The organism is Aeromicrobium sp. HA (assembly GCF_027171405.1).
GTDB lineage: Bacteria > Actinomycetota > Actinomycetes > Propionibacteriales > Nocardioidaceae > Aeromicrobium > Aeromicrobium tamlense.
In genome coordinates, this window is sequence record NZ_CP114372.1 from 45930 (window position 1) to 63082 (window position 17153).

The window sequence follows — 17153 nt, forward strand, 5'->3', positions numbered from 1 at the left end:
CCATGACCACCACCCGCAGACCGGCGAAGCTCGCCGCGATCCTCGTCGCGACGGCGGCCGTGTCGTCCGCCTGCTTCGGCAGCGGCGGCGGCTCGTCCGAGTCCTCCGCCGAGGGCGCGCTCGTCACGGACGACGGCCCGCCCCAGCCGGGCGGCACGTTCCACATCGCCGGCACGGCCGACGCGCCGTCGCTGGACCTGCAGAAGGAGCCGGCGTACTCGGTGCACTCCGCGATCGGTGCGGTCTACAGCCGGCTGCTGGCGTTCAAGACCGGCGAGGACGTCGAGTACGGCACGAACGAGGTCGAGGGCGACCTCGCCGAGTCGTGGGACACCAGCGAGGACAACCGCACCTGGACCATCACGCTCCGTGACGGGGTCGTCTGGCACGACAAGCCCCCGGTGTCGGGCCGGGCGTTCACCTCGAAGGACGTGCTGTGCACGTTCGACAGGATGAAGGACATCCAGGGCCACGCGCTGGGCCTGATCGGCAACGTCGACTCGATCGAGGCGCCCGACGACCAGACCGTGGTGTTCACGCTCAAGTCCGGCTTCTCGGCGTTCGACGAGACGCTCGCCAACCCGTTCCTGGCGATCCTGCCCTGCGAGGCGAAGGACGGCGGCTTCGACCCGGCCACCGAGGCCATCGGCACCGGGCCGTTCATGCTCGAGTCGTGGAAGCGCGACCAGGAGCGCGTCTACGTCAAGAACCCCGACTACTTCGTGGAGAACCAGCCGTACCTCGACGGCTACACGACCACGATCATGCCCGACGCGCAGGCGCAGATCGCCGCGCTGCGCAGCAACAAGATCGACATGATGACGACGCTCTCCACCGAGAAGCGCCAGGTCGACCAGCTGCTCAGCCAGGTCGAGGGACTGCAGAAGAGCCAGGAGGCCGGCACGACGCAGACCCGCGTCTACATGAACGCCGAGTCGAAGCCGTTCGACCAGGTCGAGGTGCGTCGCGCCGTGGCCATGGCGATCGACAAGCAGGGCATGATCGACAGCATCCGCGCCGGCGGCACGGTCACCGGCCCGATCACCCCGACGATCTTCGGCGCGCTGCCGACCGAGGAGGTCGAGAAGCTCGTCCCGTACGACCCCGACGAGGCGAAGAAGCAGCTCGCCGACGCCGGCTTCCCCGACGGCTTCGAGGCCACGATGGTCGTCACGACCGGCTACGGCGAGACGATCGTGCGCGAGGCGCAGTGGGTCCAGGAGGACCTCGCCAAGATCGGCGTCAAGGTCAAGCTGGACGTCCAGGACTACGCCACCTACGCCGGTGACACGTGGCCCAACGGCAAGTACGACATCGCCTACGGACTGCAGACGCCGATGCTCACCGCCGACGAGTACCTCACCACCGAGTACCACTCGAAGGGCAGCCGCAACTGGTCGAACGTGAACGATCCCGAGCTGGACGCCAAGATCGAGGCGCAGCGCGCGATCACCGACACGGGCGAGCGCGAGAAGGCGCTCCAGGAGATCGACCGGTACATCCTCGAGAACGTCCTGACGCCCCTGCCGCTGTACGTCTACGACGGTCAGACCCTGCTCTCGCCCCGCGTGCGCTCGTGGAACCCGCACCCGGACTACTCGGCCCGCGAGTACGAGAACATCTGGCTGAAGCAGGACTGACATGTGGGATGTCGATGGCACCGCACCACGGCCGGGCGAGCCCCTCGAGGTGGCGCCGGGGATCCACCTGGTGCTCGCGCCGAACGCGAACGAGTGGACCTTCGAGGGCACGAACACCTGGGTGCTCACCGGTGGCGGGGACGCCATCGTGGTGGACCCGGGGCCGGACGACCCGGAGCACCTCGAGGCGATCGACGAGGTCGTGCACGCGAGCGGCAGCCGGCTGCGCGAGGTCGTGCTCAGCCACCACCACGGCGACCACTCGCAGGCAGCCGCGCCCCTCGCGAAGCGCTGGTCCGCGCCGATCCGGCCGCGGGTCCAGCGGGGTGTGATCGCCGAGGGGACGCGGTTCGACCTCGGCGCCAGCGAGGCCTGGGCCATCCGGACGCCGGGCCACACCGCCGACGGGGTGAGCCTGGTCCTGCCGGACCACCGGCTCGTCCTCACCGGCGACACGGTGCTGGCGCGGGTGAACCCGTTCATCAGCCACCCGGACGGCACGATCGTCGACATCCTGTCGTCGATGCGGCGCCTGGCCGACGTGGTCGACGACGACTGGGTGTTCCTGCCCGGTCACGGTCCGGTGGTGCGCGAGCCGCGCCAGTACCTGGAGGACCGCGTGAGCGACCGGCTGCGCCGGGTCGACCAGGTGGCGGCCCATGCCGCCGCCGGACGCGGCCCGGCCGAGATCGCCCGCGCGATCCACCCCCACCTGAACTCGCTGCGACTGCGCGCCGCCCAGGCGTCGGTCGAGGCGATCCTGCACTACCTCGACGACTCGCGGGCCGACGTCGGCCCCTCCACCAGAAAGGCACCTCGCTGATGCCCATCACCGACACCAAGCCACGAGCGGACGTCGCCGACCGCTTCGTCCCGAAGGCCTCGCCGGAGACCCGGCCGTTCTGGGACGGCACCGCGGCCGGCGAGCTGCGGATCCAGTCGTGCACCGACTGCGACCGCCCGTTCTTCTACCCGCGCTCGTCGTGCCCCCGGTGCGGGGGAGAGGCGCTGGAGTGGATCACCTGCTCGGGCCGGGCGTCCCTATACTCCTACGTCATCTCGCAGCGACCGGCCCCGGGCTTCGAGCCGCCCACCGTGATCGCCGTCGTCGAGCTCGAGGAGGGCCCGCGGATGATGACGAACATCGTCGGCGTCCCGCCGGAGCCGCAGTTCCTCCCCCTCGACCTGCCGCTGCAGGTGACGTTCGAGCAGCGCGGCGATCTCGCGATCCCGGTCTTCGAGCCGTCGGAGTCGGAGGTCGTGCGATGAGGGACGACGTCGTCATCCTCGGCGCCGCCGAGACCGAGGAGGTCGGGCGGCTGCCCGAGACCTCCACCCTGGAGCTGCACGTGCAGTCGGCGCGGCGTGCCCTCGCGGACGCCGGCCTGGGCCTGCACCAGATCGACGGCATCGCCACGGTCTCCACCGGCGGGCCGGGCCCCGTCGCGGTGGCCCACGCGCTCGGCATCACGCCGACCTACGTCGACGGCACGTCGGTGGGCGGCTCGTCCTTCCTCTTCCACGTGCGGCACGCCGTCGCGGCCATCCGGGCCGGTCACGCGACCGCCGTCCTCATCACGCACGGCGAGTCCGGTCGGTCGCGCGTCGGCGCCGCCCCGTGGGCGCGCCAGCCCGACTCGTCGATGGCGCAGTTCGAGATGCCCTACGGCGTCCTGGGCCCGCCCACCACGTTCACGATCCCGGCGCTGCGGTTCCTGCAGGAGACCGGCAACACGCTGGAGCACCTCGCCGAGGTCGCGGTGGCGCAGCGGCGCTGGTCGTCGCGCAACAGCCGCGCGATGTACCGCGACGAGGTCACGGTGGACGAGGTGCTCGGCGCCCGCATGGTCGCCTGGCCGTTCACGCTGCTGATGTGCTGCCTGGTCACCGACGGCGGCGGCGCGCTGGTGGTGACCTCGCGCGAGTTCGCCGAGGCCCACGGCAGCGACCTCCCGCTGGTCAACGTGGCCGGCACGGGCGAGGCCGCGACGACGCCGATGGTGTCGCAGATGGAGGACATGAGCACGTGCCGGCAGTTCACGCTGTCGAGCCAGGCCGCGTTCCGCGAGGCGGGCATGGGCCCGTCCGACATCGACCACCTGATGATCTACGACGCCTTCGCCCACGTGCCGCTGTACGGACTCGAGGACATGGGCTTCGTCGGCCGCGGCGAGTCCGGGGCCTTCGTCGCCGAGGGGAACACCTCCCCGGGCGGCTCGCTGCCGATGAACACGAACGGCGGCGGGCTGTCCTACACCCACACGGGCATGTACGGGATGTTCGCGATCCAGGAGTCCGTGCGCCAGCTGCGCGGCCAGGCCGAGGCGCAGGTCGACGACGTCGAGACGAGCCTCGTGCTCGGCAACGGCGGCATGTTCATGAGCGCCGCGACCCTCGTCCTCACCCGCGGCTGACCGCCCACCGACCCACCACCAGAGGAGAACGCATGTCTGCAGGAGATCGTCAGGTCGTCATCGTCACGGGAGCGGGGCGCGGGCTCGGGCGTGCCCACGCCCTCGAGTTCGCCGACCGGGGGGCGGCGGTCGTCGTGAACGACCTCGGCGCCTCATTGGACGGGACGGGTCACGAGCCCGGCCCCGCCGAGCAGGTGGCGGAGGAGGTGCGTGCCCGTGGCGGACTCGCGCTCGTCAACGGCGACGACATCAGTGAGCCGGAGGGCGCCCAGCGCCTCCTGGCCGCCACGCTCGACGCCTTCGGCAGGGTCGACGTCCTGGTCAACAACGCGGGCATCCTGCGCGACCGGACGCTCGTCAACATGACCATCGAGGAGTGGGACGCCGTCATCAAGGTGCACCTGCGCGGCACGTTCGCGCCGATGAGCGCGGTGGCCAAGCACTGGCGCGAGCTGTCCAAGGCGGGGGAGCAGATCGACGGGCGCATCATCAACACGACGTCCTCGTCCGGCATCTACGGCAACCCCGGCCAGGGCAACTACGGCGCCGCGAAGGCGGGGATCGCCTCGTTGACGATCATCGCCTCGCGCGAGCTGGCCCGCTACGGCATCACCGTCAACGCGATCGCGCCCGCCGCGCTGACGCGCATGACCGAGGGCCTGCGGACCGACCGGCCCGAGATCCCCGAGGGCCAGTTCGACCCCGGGGCACCCGAGAACGTCTCGCCGCTCGTGGCCTGGCTCGCCAGCCCGGCGGCCGCCGACGTGACCGGACGGGTCTTCAACATCCGCGGCGGCCACGTCAGCGTGGCCGAGGGCTGGATCGCCGGCCCCGGCGTGGAGGAGGAGCGGCGGCTCACGGTGGAGGACCTCGACGGGATCCTGCCCGACCTGCTCGCGCAGGCCCGGCCCAACGCGGTCATGAACGGCAAGGTTCCCCAGGAGGCGACCCGATGAGCCTGAACCACGACATCGTCGGCGTCCTGTCCGAGCCGGTGGAGAAGTCCTGGACCAGCACCGACGCGCTGCTCTACGCCCTGGGCGTGGGAGCCGGCCACGACAACCCGCTGGAGGACCTGGCGTACACGACCGAGCACGGTGAGCCCGGCGGCGACGGTCAGAAGGTGCTGCCGTCGTACGGCGTGATGCTCACGTGGGGCGCCCGCGGGCGCAAGCTCGGCGACTTCGACCCGGCGATGCTGGTGCACGCCGAGCAGCAGCTCGAGCTGCACCGGCCGCTGCCGCCCTCGGGGACCGTCTCGATCACCTCGATGGTGACGGGGATCGAGGACAAGCGCAGTGGCGCGCTCGTGCGGTCGCAGGCCGAGGCCGTGCTGGCGGACACGGGCGAGCCGCTCGTGACCGCGCGGTCGGGCGTCTTCATCCGCGGCGAGGGCGGCTTCGGCGGCACCGCGGCCGAGCCCGGTCTCGCACCGGTGCCCGACCGCGAGCCCGACCAGGTCGTGGCGACCGGGTCGTGGCCGGGGCAGGCCCTGCTCTACCGGCTCAGCGGCGACCGCAACCCGCTGCACAGCGACCCCTCGTTCGCGGCGCGTGGCGGCTTCGAGCGACCGATCCTGCACGGCCTGGCGACCTACGGGATCACCGCGCGGGTGCTGGTGTCGGCCGTGGCGAAGGGCGACGGCGACGCGATGCGCTCGATGGCGGGGCGGTTCTCCGCGCCCGTGCTGCCCGGCGACGACCTCAGCGTCGAGCTGTGGGACGTGGACACCGGCGACGTGGCGTTCCGCGTGCGCCGGGCCGACGGCACGGTGGTGATCGACCGTGGCCGGGCCCGGTTCGCGCTGGACTGAGGCCCGCGCGTCAGTCGGCGTCGGGGTAGAGCCGCCGGACCAGCACGACGGCGTGCCGTGCCACGCGCTTGGCCTGGGCGGCCGTCCCGCAGCCGACGGCGACGCGGGCGGCCTCGCCCACCACGCTGGTGAGCGCGGCGACCGTCAGCCGGTCCTCCACGGTGTTGCCCAGGCCGAGGATCATCACGTTGCGCCGGATCCACTCCTGGCTGCGATCGCGCCGCTGGGTCTCGAACTCCGGCGGCGCGTCCCCGGAGTAGAAGACGGGGTAGAGGCGCCGGTCGCGCCAGCCGGCCTCGAGGTAGGCCAGCATGCCCGCCTCGAACTGCACCAGCGGGTCGGCGTCGCCCGAGGCGCGCACCTTGGCGACCGCGTCGGCGGCGGCCCGCGCGAGACGGCCGACGTACTCGTCCCAGAGGGCGAAGTAGAGCTCGGCCTTCCCGCCGAAGTGGTGGTAGACGCTGCCGACGCTGGAGCCGGCCCGGTCGACGACGTCGGAGATGCCGGCGCGCGTGTAGCCCTGCTCGATGAACACCTCGGCGGCGGCGTCGAGGACCTGGCGACGGGTCTCCTCCGTCTTCGCCCATCGGCGCCCTGGGGGGCGGGGCGCTTCCGTGGCGGACATGGACGGCTCCTCGTGATCTCGGCCTGCGGTGCTGACACAGCATAGGACCTTTTCGCCCCTTGACGGCACACCATCCGTACGTGATGCTAAACACAATTCTAGAGGACGATTCTAGAAACACATTCTCAGAGGAGAGATGATGATCGACTTCGAGCTCAGCGAGGAACAGCGCGCGGTGCGCAGTGCGGTGCGTCAGTTCATCACCAAGGAGGTCATGCCGCTGGAGAGCCAGGTCCTGCTGAACGAGCGCGAGGGGCGGCCGGGCATCGACCGCGAGACCCTCCGCGATCTGCAGGCCAAGGCGCGCAAGCACGGCTACTGGGGCATCAACACCCCGGAGGAGTACGGCGGCATGGCGGTGGGCCCGGTGATGTCGGCGATCATCGCCGGCGAGGCGGGTCGCACCTTCGTCCCGTTCCGCTTCGGCGGCTCGGCCGACAACATCCTCTACGCGGGAACCCGCGAGCAGCAGGAGGAGTTCCTGCTGCCGACCATCGAGGGCGACCGGCGCAGCTGCTTCGCCATCACCGAGCCGGGTGCCGGCTCCGACGCCCGCAGCATCCGCACCCGCGCGGTGCGCGACGGCGACGAGTGGATCATCAACGGCGAGAAGATCTTCATCACGAACGGCAACGAGGCCGACTTCGTCATGGTCTTCGCGGTGACGAACCCCGAGCTGGGCGCCAACGGCGGCGTCACGTGCTTCCTCGTCGACCGGGCCATGGGCTGGGAGTCCACCCCGATCCCGACGATGGGCGAGTGGGGTCCGGCCTCGCTCAGCTTCCAGGACGTCCGCGTGCCGCACCGCAACATCCTCGGCGAGGAGGGCCACGGCTTCGACCTCGCGATGCAGTGGATCGGCCAGGGCCGCTACATGATTCCCGCCGGCGCCCTCGGTGCCGCCGAGCGCATGATCGAGATGGCCGTCGAGCACGCGAACAGCCGCATCTCGATGGGCAAGCCGATCGCGGAGTACCAGGCGATCCAGTGGCACATCGCCGACAGCGCGGTCGAGCTCGACGCCGCGCGCTGGCTCACGCTGCACGCCGCGTGGGAGGTCGAGCAGGGCCGCGACGCGCGCCACGCCTCCTCGGTCGCGAAGCTCTACGGCACGAACATGGCGAACCGCGTGGTCGACCGCGTGCTGCAGATCCACGGCGGCATGGGCTACACGAAGGAGCTGCCGCTCGAGCGCTGGTACCGCGAGCTGCGCCTGTTGCGCATCTTCGAGGGCACCGACGAGATCCAGAAGCGCACGATCGCGCGCAACCTGCTGCGCGGTCACGTCAAGGTGGGGGCCTCGCTGTCATGACCGATCCCGGCTCGCGCATCGATCCGCTGGCGTTCTTCCGCCCGAAGTCGGTCGCCCTCGTGGGCGCCACCGACAAGTCGGGCTGGTCGGTCGCCACGTTCGCCAACCTGCAGGTCAACGGGTTCACCGGTGACGTGTACCTGGTGAACCCGAAGTCCCCGGAGGTCCACGGGACCAAGGCGTACGCGTCGCTGGCGGACATCCCCGGCCAGGTCGACCTCGTCTACGTCATGACGCCGATCGACGTCGTGCCGGACGTGATCCGGCTCGGGGCGCAGCGGGGCACGCGGCACTACGTGGTCCTCACCGCGGGCTACGGCGAGGTGGGCGGCGAGGGTGCGGTGCGCGAGCAGGAGCTGCTCGACCTCGCAACCGAGCTGGACGTGACGATCCTCGGGCCGAACGGCAACGGCTTCATCAACGCGGCCGACGGCATCACGCCGTACGGCCTGCCGATCCCGCAGCCGCTCATCGCCGGCTCGGTCGGCGTGGTGCTGCAGAGTGGCGCGCTGGCCAGCAGCGTGCTGTCGTTCGCGCAGTCGCGCAACATCGGCATCTCGCTGCTCGTGGCGATGGGCAACGAGACGATCATGTCCGTCACGGACGTGGTGCGCGGGCTGGTGGACGACCCGAAGACGAAGGCGATCGCGCTGTTCCTCGAGTCGGTGCGCCGGCCCGAGGAGTTCGCCGAGGTCGCCCGGATGGCGCTGGCGGCGGGCAAGCCGATCGTCGCGCTCAAGATCGGGCGCAGCGTGAAGGCCTCGCGCACCGCGCAGGCGCACACCGGTGCCCTGGTGGGCGACGACAAGACGGTCGACGCGGCGTTCGCGCAGCTCGGCGTCATCCGCGTCGTCTCGCTGGAGGACCTCATCATCACGGCGGGGCTGCTGGCCGAGACGGGTCCGCTGCCGGGTCGCCGGGTGGGCGTCGTGACGCCCTCGGGCGGCGCGTCGGAGATCATCGCCGACCGCGCGGAGGACGAGGGCCTCGACCTGGCCGAGTTCACGCCCGAGACGATGGCGCAGCTCACGGAGGTGCTGCCGTCGTTCGCGACGCCGAACAACCCGCTCGACGTCACCGGCTACGTGCTGCTCGACCGCGAGCTCATGGGCAACGCGCTGCGGATCGTGGCGGCCGACCCGGGCATCGACTTCGTCATGATGCTCCAGGACCTACCCCGACAGACGGCCGACCCCGACCTCGCGCTGCAGCTGTACACGCGCAACGCACAGACGATCCGCGAGTCGCCGACGCCCATCATCCCGGTGGGCAACGTCCTGACGGACATCAACGAGACGGGCCGGATGATCCAGGCCGGGTCGCAGTACCCGCAGGTCGCGGGCGGCATCGAGCACGGCCTGACCGCGCTCGGTCACGCGGTGCGCTGGTCCGAGGTCGTGCGTCGTCACGGCGAGGGTCAGCAGGAGCCGCCGCGCGTGGAGCCGGTCTTCCCGGACGGGCTGCCGGAGCGTCGCGGCTCGTGGGCGGAGCAGCCCGCTGCCACGTTCCTGGCGGCGAACGGCGTGCCGATGGTGCCGTCCGAGCTGGCGGCGACCCCCGAGGAGGCGGCCGCGGCGGCCGACTCGATGGGCTACCCCGTGGTGGTCAAGGCCGCGGTGGACGGCCTCGAGCACAAGAGCGACATCGGCGGCGTGAAGCTGGGGCTCGCGTCCGCCGACCAGGTCCGCGAGGCCGTCGAGGAGGTGCTGGGGGCCGTGGCGGCCGCCGGCCACGACGGGGCGCGGGTGCTGGTGCAGCCGCACCGCAGCGGCGGCTCGGAGCTGCTGGTCGGCGTGGTGCGCGACCCGGCATGGGGACTGACGATGGCGGTCGCCCTCGGCGGCGTGTGGGTCGAGCTGCTCGGGGAGAGCGCCCTGCGGGTGCTGCCGGTCGCGCAGGACGAGGTCCGTCGCGCGATCGGGTCACTGCGCGGCGTTCAGGCGCTCCAGGGCGCGCGCGGGACCGAGGCGGTCGACCTCGACGAGCTGGCCCGTGTCATCACGCGGATCGGCGCGGTCGCGCACGCCCTCGGCGACGAGCTGGTCGCGCTGGAGGTGAACCCGCTGCGCGCCTCGGCCGACCGGATCGAGGCGCTCGACGCGCTGGTCACCTGGTCGGGGGAGTGACCGGATCGCCCGCCGGCACGGCGCGGGAGGCATAGGCTCGGGCGCGTGCGAGTCGTGCGGGCGGTCGGGCGCTGGGCCCTGCGGGTGCTCCTCGCGGTGCTGGTGGCCGCCCTCGGGGTCGTGGTCTGGGCGCAGCTCAGCCCACGACCGGGGGTGTTCGTCATCAACTGGCTGTTCTCGCTGACCGACACGGGCGAGTTCCGCGGCGACGAGGCCGAGGGCGTCGAGGGGCGCACCGACGTGGCCTACGGCGACGGCCCCGACGAGGTCCTCGACGTGTGGTCGCCGGTGGACCGCAGCGGGCCGCTGCCCGCCGTGGTGTGGGTGCACGGCGGCGCGTGGATCGGCGGCGACAAGGAGCAGCCTGCGCCGTACCTGCGGCTGTTGGCGCAGGAGGGCTACGTCGGCGTCTCGCTCGACTACTCCCTCGCGCCCGACCACCACTACCCGACGCCCCTGCGCCAGCTCGGCGAGGCGCTGACGTACGTCCGTGAGCACGCGGACGAGCTGGGCGTCGATCCCGACCGGATCGTGCTCGCCGGCGACTCGGCGGGCGCCCAGATCGCGGCCCAGTACGCGGCTCTCGTCGCCGATCCGGCGTACGCGCGCCTGATCGGCATCGAGCCCGCCCTCCGGCCCGGCCAGCTGCGCGGGGCGATGCTGCACTGCGGCCCCTACGACCCGCCGATGGCGATGGACGACGAGGGCATCGGCGGCTGGTTCGTGCGCACTGTGGCGTGGGCCTACCTCGGCACGAAGGACGCGGACGACCCGCGGGTGCGCGAGGCCTCGATCGTCGGTCACGCCACGGCGAGCTACCCGCCCACGCTGCTCAGCGGCGGCGACGGGGACCCGCTGACGAAGCAGGGCCGCGCCCTCGCGACCCGCCTCGGCGAGCTGGGCGTGGAGCACGAGCCCCTGTTCTTCCCCGAGCTGGGCCACGAGTTCCAGTTCGACCTGAGGACCCCCGAGGGCGAGAAGGTCATGGGCGCCTCGGTTGCCTTCCTCTCTCGCGTGACGGCACGCGACTCCTGAGAATCCTGAGTCGAATCGCGTCACGCCCGACTCACAACCCGGTCTCCTCCCTGACGGCGCACCCCGCGCCGGACGAGAGGTGATCTGGATGCAGTCCTGGTGGCACACCGCGAACCCCGACATCCTCGTGGCCCCCGACGGCGAGCTCGGCCCGCGATCGGTGCGCGCGTCCCGCTTCGTCGACCGTGAGCGCGTCCAGCCCGGTCCCTCGGGCCGGACCCTGTGGCCGCGCCTGGCCGACGTGCTGGCGACCGTCGCCGACGTGACCCCGCTGAGCCTCTACGAGACCTCGGCCGACGACATCACGCTCATGCACGGCCGCACGATGCACTGGTACGCCACGGCCGGGTCCGAGACGCTCGTCGAGACCGTGGACGAGTGTGGCTGGCGTCGCTTCGCGTTCGTGCCGCCGGCCCGCGCGGCCGCGGCGCTGATCGGCTCGATCGCCACCGGCAGCCCCGACGCCGACGGCCGCTGGCTGGCGTGCGCGCTGGCCGATCCCCGCGGCAGCGTCGTCCTGTCCGACGGCGACTCCCTCCTGCTGGGCGACCTGCCGCCGGCCGCCGGCCCGATCCTCGCGCCGATGCACCTCGCGTCCGAGGACGTCAGCATGCTGCTGCTCGCGCGGCTGCGCGTGCCCGCGCTGACCTGAGCGGTCCCGGCCTCTAGGGTTCTACGGACGGACCCGGAAGGACCGGTGGATTGAAGAACTCGCTGCTGCTGCTGTCGGGCTACGCCGGCAAGTCCGCCACCACCCTGCTGATCCTGTGGGGCTTCGCGCGGCTCAGCGGCGCCGAGGGCGCGGGCGAGTTCGCCTACGCGATGGCCGTCACCTTCCCCGTCTTCATCCTGGCCGAGCTGGGCCTGCGCAACGTCCTGCAGACCCTGCGCGGCGGGCCGCCGTTCCGGGCCTACCTGGCGCTGCGGATCGCCGCGGTCGCGCTGGCCGTCGCGGGCATCGGCCTCGCGGCCCTGTGGATCGACTCGTTCCCGCCCGCCGCCGTGCTGGTGCCGCTGCTCGGCCTGCGAGCCGCCGACTCGCTGCTCGACATCTGCCACGGCTGCCTCCAGGCCGCCGGGCGCATCGGCGCCGTCGCGCGCTGGATGTGGACGAACACGCTGCTCACGGTCGTCGCGGTGGCCGTGCCGCTGGCGTTCGAGCTTCCGGCCGAGGCCGCGATCTGGGGGTCGTTCGTGGCCTCCGTCGTCGTGCTCGTGCCGGTGGCCACGTGGTGCCTGCGGACGATCGACCCGGCTCCGTGGCGGGCGAACCGCGCGGACGTGCGACGCATCCTCGGTGCCGGGACGAGCCTCGGGGTGTCGCAGGGGCTCGCCTCGGCGATGACCTACCTGCCCACGATCTACCTGGCGGCGTCGGCCTCCGCGGCCGTCGTCGGCGTCTTCGCGGTCACCCAGTACGTGGTCACGTTCGCGAACCTCTTCCTCAGCTCGATCCAGCAGACGCAGCTGCGCGCGCTGCGGGCGGGCCTCGAGTCCGGCGGGGTCGCGCGGCTGCGGGCGCTCTCCCTGGGCGTGGGCCTGCGGCAGGTCGGCGTGGGGCTCGGCGTCGCGCTGCTGGCGCTGCTCGCGTTCCCGCCAGTGCTGCCGCTCGTGTTCGGCGAGGAGTTCACGCTCACGCGCTGGGAGTTCCTGCCGATCGCGCTGGCCGTCGTGGCGCTCAGCGTCGACTACGCGACCACCGCGCCGCAGCTCGTCCTCAACCGCTACCGCTCGCGCGTGGGCGTCGCGGTCGTCGGCCTCGCGGCGGCCCTCGTGCTCGCCGCCCTCACGTACGGGGACGCGACCCTGCTCTCGGCCGGGTACGTCGTGCTGGCCGGCGTCGCCGCGCGGGCCGTCGCCGGGGCGGTCCTGCTGCGGCGCGCGCTCTGAGTCAGGACCAGAGGGCGCGGTACTGCTCGGCCATCCGCTCGCGGCCGTAGCGCTCCTCGGCGCGGGTGCGGGCCCGACACCCCAGCTCGACCCGGCGCTCCGGCGACGCGAGCAGGTCGCGCATCGCCTTCGCGAGCGTCTCGACGAACGCGTCCTCCTCGGTGAGCGGGACGACCACGCCGGCGTCGGCCAGCGCGTCCACCCCGGCGGCCGAGCTGGCCACGACCGGAGCGCCGCACGCCATCGCCTCCAGCAGGACGAGCGGCAGGCCCTCCCAGCGAGACGGGACGACCACGAGGTCGGCCTCCTGCAGGTGACGGACGGGGTCGTCCGCGCCGACGAGCTCCACCCGCTCGGCGATGCCGAGCTCGCGGGCGAGGGTCTCGAGGCCTTCGCGCTCCGCGGGATCGCCCGGGCCGACCAGCCGCACCGAGACGTCGAGGCCGCCCTGCGCGACGGCGCGGACCAGCAGGTCCTGACCCTTCTGCCGGGTGAGCCGCCCGACGCACACGACGGTGCGCCCGTCGGTGGGCCGCGGGACCTCCGGCGGGCGGAAGCGCTCGAGGTCGACGGAGTTCTCGATCACCTCCAGGGCGGGACGTCGGCCGAGGACCTGGCGTCCCTCCGCGAGCTCGTCGCGGCCCACCACCACGGTGACGTGGGCACGCCGGGCCAGCAGCCGCTCGACCGTGCGGTAGGCCCCGGCGAGCCGGCCGCCGACGAGCCACGACCAGCCGTGCGGCACGAACACGAGGCGGGTCCCGCGCGGCCGCACCAGCCGGGCCAGGGCCCCGGTCTTGCTGGAGTGCGCGAACACCGCGTCGGCGTGGCGCATCGCCGCGCGGGTGCGGCGCAGGGCGGCCACGTCGGACGGCCCGGGCGCGCGCCGGAGCTCGATCGGGAGCCATTCGGCGCCGAGGGCCCTGGCCCGCTCGGCGAGGTAGCCGTCGGCCGGACAGCCGACCACGACGCGGCGGCCGTCGGCCACGCCGATCTCGACCAGCTGCAGGACGACCTCGGCGACCCCACCCGTGGTGGGCTGGGCGAGATGCACGATGGGGCGCTCGACCGTCATCGCCCGGCCTCGGCGCGAGCGTCGTCGGGCACGGTATCGCGCGTCACCGCGGCGGCCACGGCGAAGGCGAGGAACGCCCAGACGTAGCGCAGGTTCTGCAGGTTCAGGGTCAGCATCATCACCACGATCACGACGACGCCGAGCAGCAGCGCGGCCCGCTGCATCCGGGTGAGAGGGGCCGCCCGGCGCACCTGCAGCGCGGTCGCGCCGATCACCGCGCACAGGGTGAGCAGGCCAAGGACCCCGCCCTCGGCCGCGAAGCTGAGGAAGGTGTTGTGGGCGACCTGGCCCTCGGTCCAGTTCCGGAACGGCGTCAGGCCGGCGGAGTACTCGGGGTACTGGCCGATGCCGACTCCGAGCAGCGGGTGGTCGGTCCACAGCTCCCACGCCCGGTTCCACAGCCGCCAGCGAGGGTCGGTGTCGGCGGCCTCCGACGACGTCAGCAGCCGCTCGACGCCGGGCAGCAGCGAGCGCGACAGGATGTCGGGCACGAACAGCAGCACGGCGAGGCCCGCCACGCCGCCGGCCATGAGCAGGGTGCCGATCCGGCTGGACAGCAGCGCGACGACCGCGAGCCCGAGCAGCGCGGCCATCGCGACCAGTCCTCCGCGCGAGCCCGTCGCCAGCACGCCGGCCAGCAGGATCAGCAGGAGCACCGGCCAGGCCGCGAGCCGGTCGCGGGCCACGAGGTAGAACGCCACCGCGACCGAGGTCAGCAGGTACCCGGCGTAGAGGTTCGGGTCCTGGAACCAGCCGAGCGCGCGGGTGCCGTCGGACGGCGCGAGTCCCGCGAGCGAGGCCGCCGCCTGGGCCACGGCGCACCAGACCCACAGCCGCGCGACCCGCAGCAGCCGTCGCTCGGACAGCATCAGGAACGCCGCGAGAAGCGTCAGGAAGTACACGAGGACGACGACGAGCTTCATCGTGTCGAGCACGGCGTCGCGCGCGTCGAAGACCGGCAGCGTCAGCGCGGCCACCAGGCCCGAGAGGACCATGACGAACAGCAGGACGGCGGAGAGCCCGGTGAACCGGCGCAGGACGCCGTGACGGAACGGGTCGAGCGCGTCGCGCACGCGGGGCCACGTGACGACCACGAGCACCGGCATCAGGAAGTCCGCCACCGACACGTTCAGCAGGAAGCCGATCGGCGGGAAGAACATGAACGGCATCGTGACGACGACGAGCTCGACGGTGCTGAGCCGCAGCAGCCGCACCGCGAGGAGCGCCGCCAGCGCGAGGGCGAGCGCGAGGCCGAGCCGGGGGAGCGCCGCCGCCAGCACCCCGCAGCCGATCGCGCCGGCCACGGCGGTGGCGACGAGGCCGGGCGGCGGGCCGGAGCGCGGCGGTCGGAGCTGGGTGAGGGTGGGCACGGCTACCGGTCCAGGACCCCGGCGGTGCGCAGCGGCTTTACGTAGTGCTCGCGGGCGAACGCGACCTCGTGCGCGATCCGGTCGTCGGGCGGCGGGGTGAGGAAGTCGCCGTAGACGTGCCGCAGGTACTCGTCGACCGGACTGGGCGCCGGCAGGGCGAGGCCGCCGAGGTCGAGCGCGGTCCCGCCCACGAACCAGCGGGCCGGCACGTACTCCCGCGCGCCGTACGAACCGCAGGAGTTCACCCACAGCGCGCCGCTGCCGAGCCGGCCTGCCCTCGCGACGAGACCGCGATGGGCGCCGGCGATCGCACGGGCCGGCACGAGCGAGAGCACCGCGCGCGCCAGCCGCGCGACCGTCGCCTTGCGCCGGTCGTAGTGCCGCCGCTCGGCCAGGTCCATGACCCGGAGCATGTGCAGCTGCGCCGTGAGCTTGAGCAGCGGTGTCAGCACCCGGCGCGCGCCCGAGGAGTCGGGCGCGACGTCGAGCGGGAACAGGTCGACCCGGATCAGCGTGTGGTGCACCCCGCGCAGCACGACGCGGGGGAAGAGGTACTCGTAGCCCGGGTCGCCGGGCGCCTCCACCGCGAAGTCCGTGCCGGCCAGGCCCGACCGCAGCGCCTCGACCGCGCGTGGCTGGTCCGCTGACGGGACGTAGAGGTCGGCGTCGACGTCCCACGGGACGAGGTCGCCGTGCCGCCGGGCGCCGAGGGCCGTGCCGTAGGCGAGGAAGTACCGGCAGCCCGACGGCGCCAGCACGCGGTCGACCTCGGCCAGCGCCCGTCGCAGCAGCACCTGGATCTGCGCGATGCCCGGATCGGAGACGGTCATGCGGGGATGCGCTCCAGGAAGGGGCAGGCGTCCAGCAGGGCGGCGTGGTCGAAGGCGATCGGCTCGTCCGCGAAGGCCAGCCGGTCGAGCAGCCACCCGGCCTCGATCGGCTCGTCGCCCAGCGTGAGCGACTGCGCGTGGCGCAGCTTGTCCACCGACGCCATGTAGTCGTAGAACTTGAACTCCCCGCCGGCCGGGCGGCTGCCGCCGGCACCGTCGTCGGAGTCCAGCCACGCGTTCGGGATGCCGTACGCGTCGGCCAGGATCAGGCCGTGCAGCGAGGACGACACGATGCGCCGGCACGAGACGAGGTCCCGCAGGGTGCCGGTCACGTCGCTGCTGCCGAGGTCGATGATCCGCACGCCCTCGCCGGCCCGCGCCCGCGCCCACTGGCTCTCGGACCAGCGCACGACGATGCCGACCTCGGTGTCCGGCTCGACGTCGGGCCAGTGGACGAGAGGGCTGAGCAGCGCCGGGTCGCCGTAGACACGCGGCACGGGCAGGCCGATGTTGCGCAGCCGGCTGCGGGTGAGCGGACCGCGCACGGCGCGGTACTCCGCGGCGGGCGTGATGCCCCACTTGCCCTCGGAGCCGAACGCGCCCGAGCCCCACACGACCGAGTCCTTGCGGGCCTCGCCGACGATCGAGCCGACCGCGAGGTACGAGGGCCCGTCCGCCGGGGCGTACGTCACGGGGTGCGAGGTCAGCAGCCCCGCGAGCCAGGGCGAGAGCAGGTCGCCGAAGTTGGGGGTGTGGCTCCACCACACGAGCGGCACGTGGCCGTCGACGAGGGGAGCCTCCGCGGCGAGCCGGTACCGCTGCGCCAGCTCGCGCAGCTCGGCCGGACCGGCGTGGGGCACGCGCGCCCGGGGGTCGGTGCTGAGGGAGGTGCCCAGCGCGCGGACCGCGGCGACGCGCTCGCGGCGAGCGGGATCGGTGTAGAGGTCCCAGCGCCGGCGGACGGCCCGGCGGACGGCCTGTCCCTTGGTGAACGACGCTGACACGGTCCCCCCGACCTGAGCT

Annotated in this window: 16 protein-coding genes; 11 read left to right on the top strand and 5 right to left on the bottom strand. The window is 72.9% G+C overall.

Annotated features, from left to right (window positions below; all coding sequences use genetic code 11):
* Positions 1 to 2: 2 nt before the first annotated feature.
* From O3S82_RS00180 to O3S82_RS00205, 6 genes are read left to right on the top strand one after another with little or no spacing between them, the layout of a single operon-like run.
* Complete coding sequence (locus O3S82_RS00180; protein WP_269304583.1) at positions 3 to 1640, top strand: ABC transporter substrate-binding protein; 1638 nt, start codon at positions 3 to 5, stop codon at positions 1638 to 1640.
* Position 1641: 1 nt separating this feature from the next.
* Positions 1642 to 2463: an MBL fold metallo-hydrolase gene (locus tag O3S82_RS00185; RefSeq protein ID WP_179427194.1), complete on the top strand. Its 822-nt coding sequence runs from the start codon at positions 1642 to 1644 to the stop codon at positions 2461 to 2463.
* On the top strand, positions 2463 to 2909 hold the full coding sequence (locus O3S82_RS00190) for a Zn-ribbon domain-containing OB-fold protein (RefSeq protein WP_269304586.1): 447 nt from the start codon (positions 2463 to 2465) through the stop codon (positions 2907 to 2909). Before O3S82_RS00185 ends, O3S82_RS00190 begins: the two co-directional genes overlap by 1 nt.
* A complete protein-coding gene (locus O3S82_RS00195; RefSeq protein ID WP_179427190.1) occupies positions 2906 to 4054 on the top strand; it encodes a thiolase C-terminal domain-containing protein in 1149 nt (382 codons plus the stop codon). Before O3S82_RS00190 ends, O3S82_RS00195 begins: the two co-directional genes overlap by 4 nt.
* A 32-nt stretch (positions 4055 to 4086) precedes the next feature.
* Entirely contained in the window at positions 4087 to 5010 is a 924-nt protein-coding gene (locus O3S82_RS00200) for an SDR family oxidoreductase (RefSeq protein ID WP_269304589.1), read from the top strand.
* Positions 5007 to 5867 (top strand): MaoC/PaaZ C-terminal domain-containing protein, encoded by an 861-nt coding sequence (locus O3S82_RS00205; RefSeq protein ID WP_179427186.1) that lies wholly within the window; start codon positions 5007 to 5009, stop codon positions 5865 to 5867. Before O3S82_RS00200 ends, O3S82_RS00205 begins: the two co-directional genes overlap by 4 nt.
* Before the next feature lie 10 nt (positions 5868 to 5877).
* Here the strand turns inward: O3S82_RS00205 and O3S82_RS00210 are convergent, their stop codons facing one another.
* Positions 5878 to 6492, bottom strand: coding sequence for a TetR/AcrR family transcriptional regulator (locus O3S82_RS00210; RefSeq protein WP_179427184.1), 615 nt, complete (start codon positions 6490 to 6492; stop codon positions 5878 to 5880).
* 139 nt (positions 6493 to 6631) lie between these two features.
* On the opposite strand from O3S82_RS00210, the gene O3S82_RS00215 reads away from it, so the two are divergent.
* The 5 genes from O3S82_RS00215 to O3S82_RS00235 all read left to right on the top strand — a co-directional run bounded on the left by O3S82_RS00215 (position 6632) and on the right by O3S82_RS00235 (position 12855).
* Positions 6632 to 7804: an acyl-CoA dehydrogenase family protein gene (locus O3S82_RS00215; protein WP_269304592.1), complete on the top strand. Its 1173-nt coding sequence runs from the start codon at positions 6632 to 6634 to the stop codon at positions 7802 to 7804.
* Positions 7801 to 9930, top strand: coding sequence for an acetate--CoA ligase family protein (locus O3S82_RS00220; protein WP_179427180.1), 2130 nt, complete (start codon positions 7801 to 7803; stop codon positions 9928 to 9930). Before O3S82_RS00215 ends, O3S82_RS00220 begins: the two co-directional genes overlap by 4 nt.
* Before the next feature lie 45 nt (positions 9931 to 9975).
* Complete coding sequence (locus tag O3S82_RS00225; RefSeq protein WP_269304595.1) at positions 9976 to 10965, top strand: alpha/beta hydrolase; 990 nt, start codon at positions 9976 to 9978, stop codon at positions 10963 to 10965.
* A gap of 88 nt (positions 10966 to 11053) precedes the next feature.
* On the top strand, positions 11054 to 11617 hold the full coding sequence (locus tag O3S82_RS00230) for a hypothetical protein (RefSeq protein ID WP_179427176.1): 564 nt from the start codon (positions 11054 to 11056) through the stop codon (positions 11615 to 11617).
* A gap of 50 nt (positions 11618 to 11667) precedes the next feature.
* The gene (locus tag O3S82_RS00235) at positions 11668 to 12855 is read left to right on the top strand and encodes a lipopolysaccharide biosynthesis protein (RefSeq protein ID WP_269304597.1); all 1188 of its coding nucleotides are present in this window, start codon (positions 11668 to 11670) and stop codon (positions 12853 to 12855) included.
* Position 12856: 1 nt separating this feature from the next.
* Here the strand turns inward: O3S82_RS00235 and O3S82_RS00240 are convergent, their stop codons facing one another.
* The 4 genes from O3S82_RS00240 to O3S82_RS00255 are packed head-to-tail and all read right to left on the bottom strand — an operon-like array spanning position 12857 to position 17134.
* Entirely contained in the window at positions 12857 to 13930 is a 1074-nt protein-coding gene (locus O3S82_RS00240; protein ID WP_269304599.1) for a glycosyltransferase, read from the bottom strand.
* Positions 13927 to 15300, bottom strand: coding sequence for an O-antigen ligase family protein (locus O3S82_RS00245; RefSeq protein WP_269304602.1), 1374 nt, complete (start codon positions 15298 to 15300; stop codon positions 13927 to 13929). Before O3S82_RS00245 ends, O3S82_RS00240 begins: the two co-directional genes overlap by 4 nt.
* A gap of 2 nt (positions 15301 to 15302) precedes the next feature.
* Complete coding sequence (locus O3S82_RS00250; protein WP_269304604.1) at positions 15303 to 16130, bottom strand: LicD family protein; 828 nt, start codon at positions 16128 to 16130, stop codon at positions 15303 to 15305.
* On the bottom strand, positions 16127 to 17134 hold the full coding sequence (locus tag O3S82_RS00255; RefSeq protein ID WP_269304606.1) for a polysaccharide pyruvyl transferase family protein: 1008 nt from the start codon (positions 17132 to 17134) through the stop codon (positions 16127 to 16129). Before O3S82_RS00255 ends, O3S82_RS00250 begins: the two co-directional genes overlap by 4 nt.
* Between the last annotated feature and the right edge of the window lie 19 nt (positions 17135 to 17153).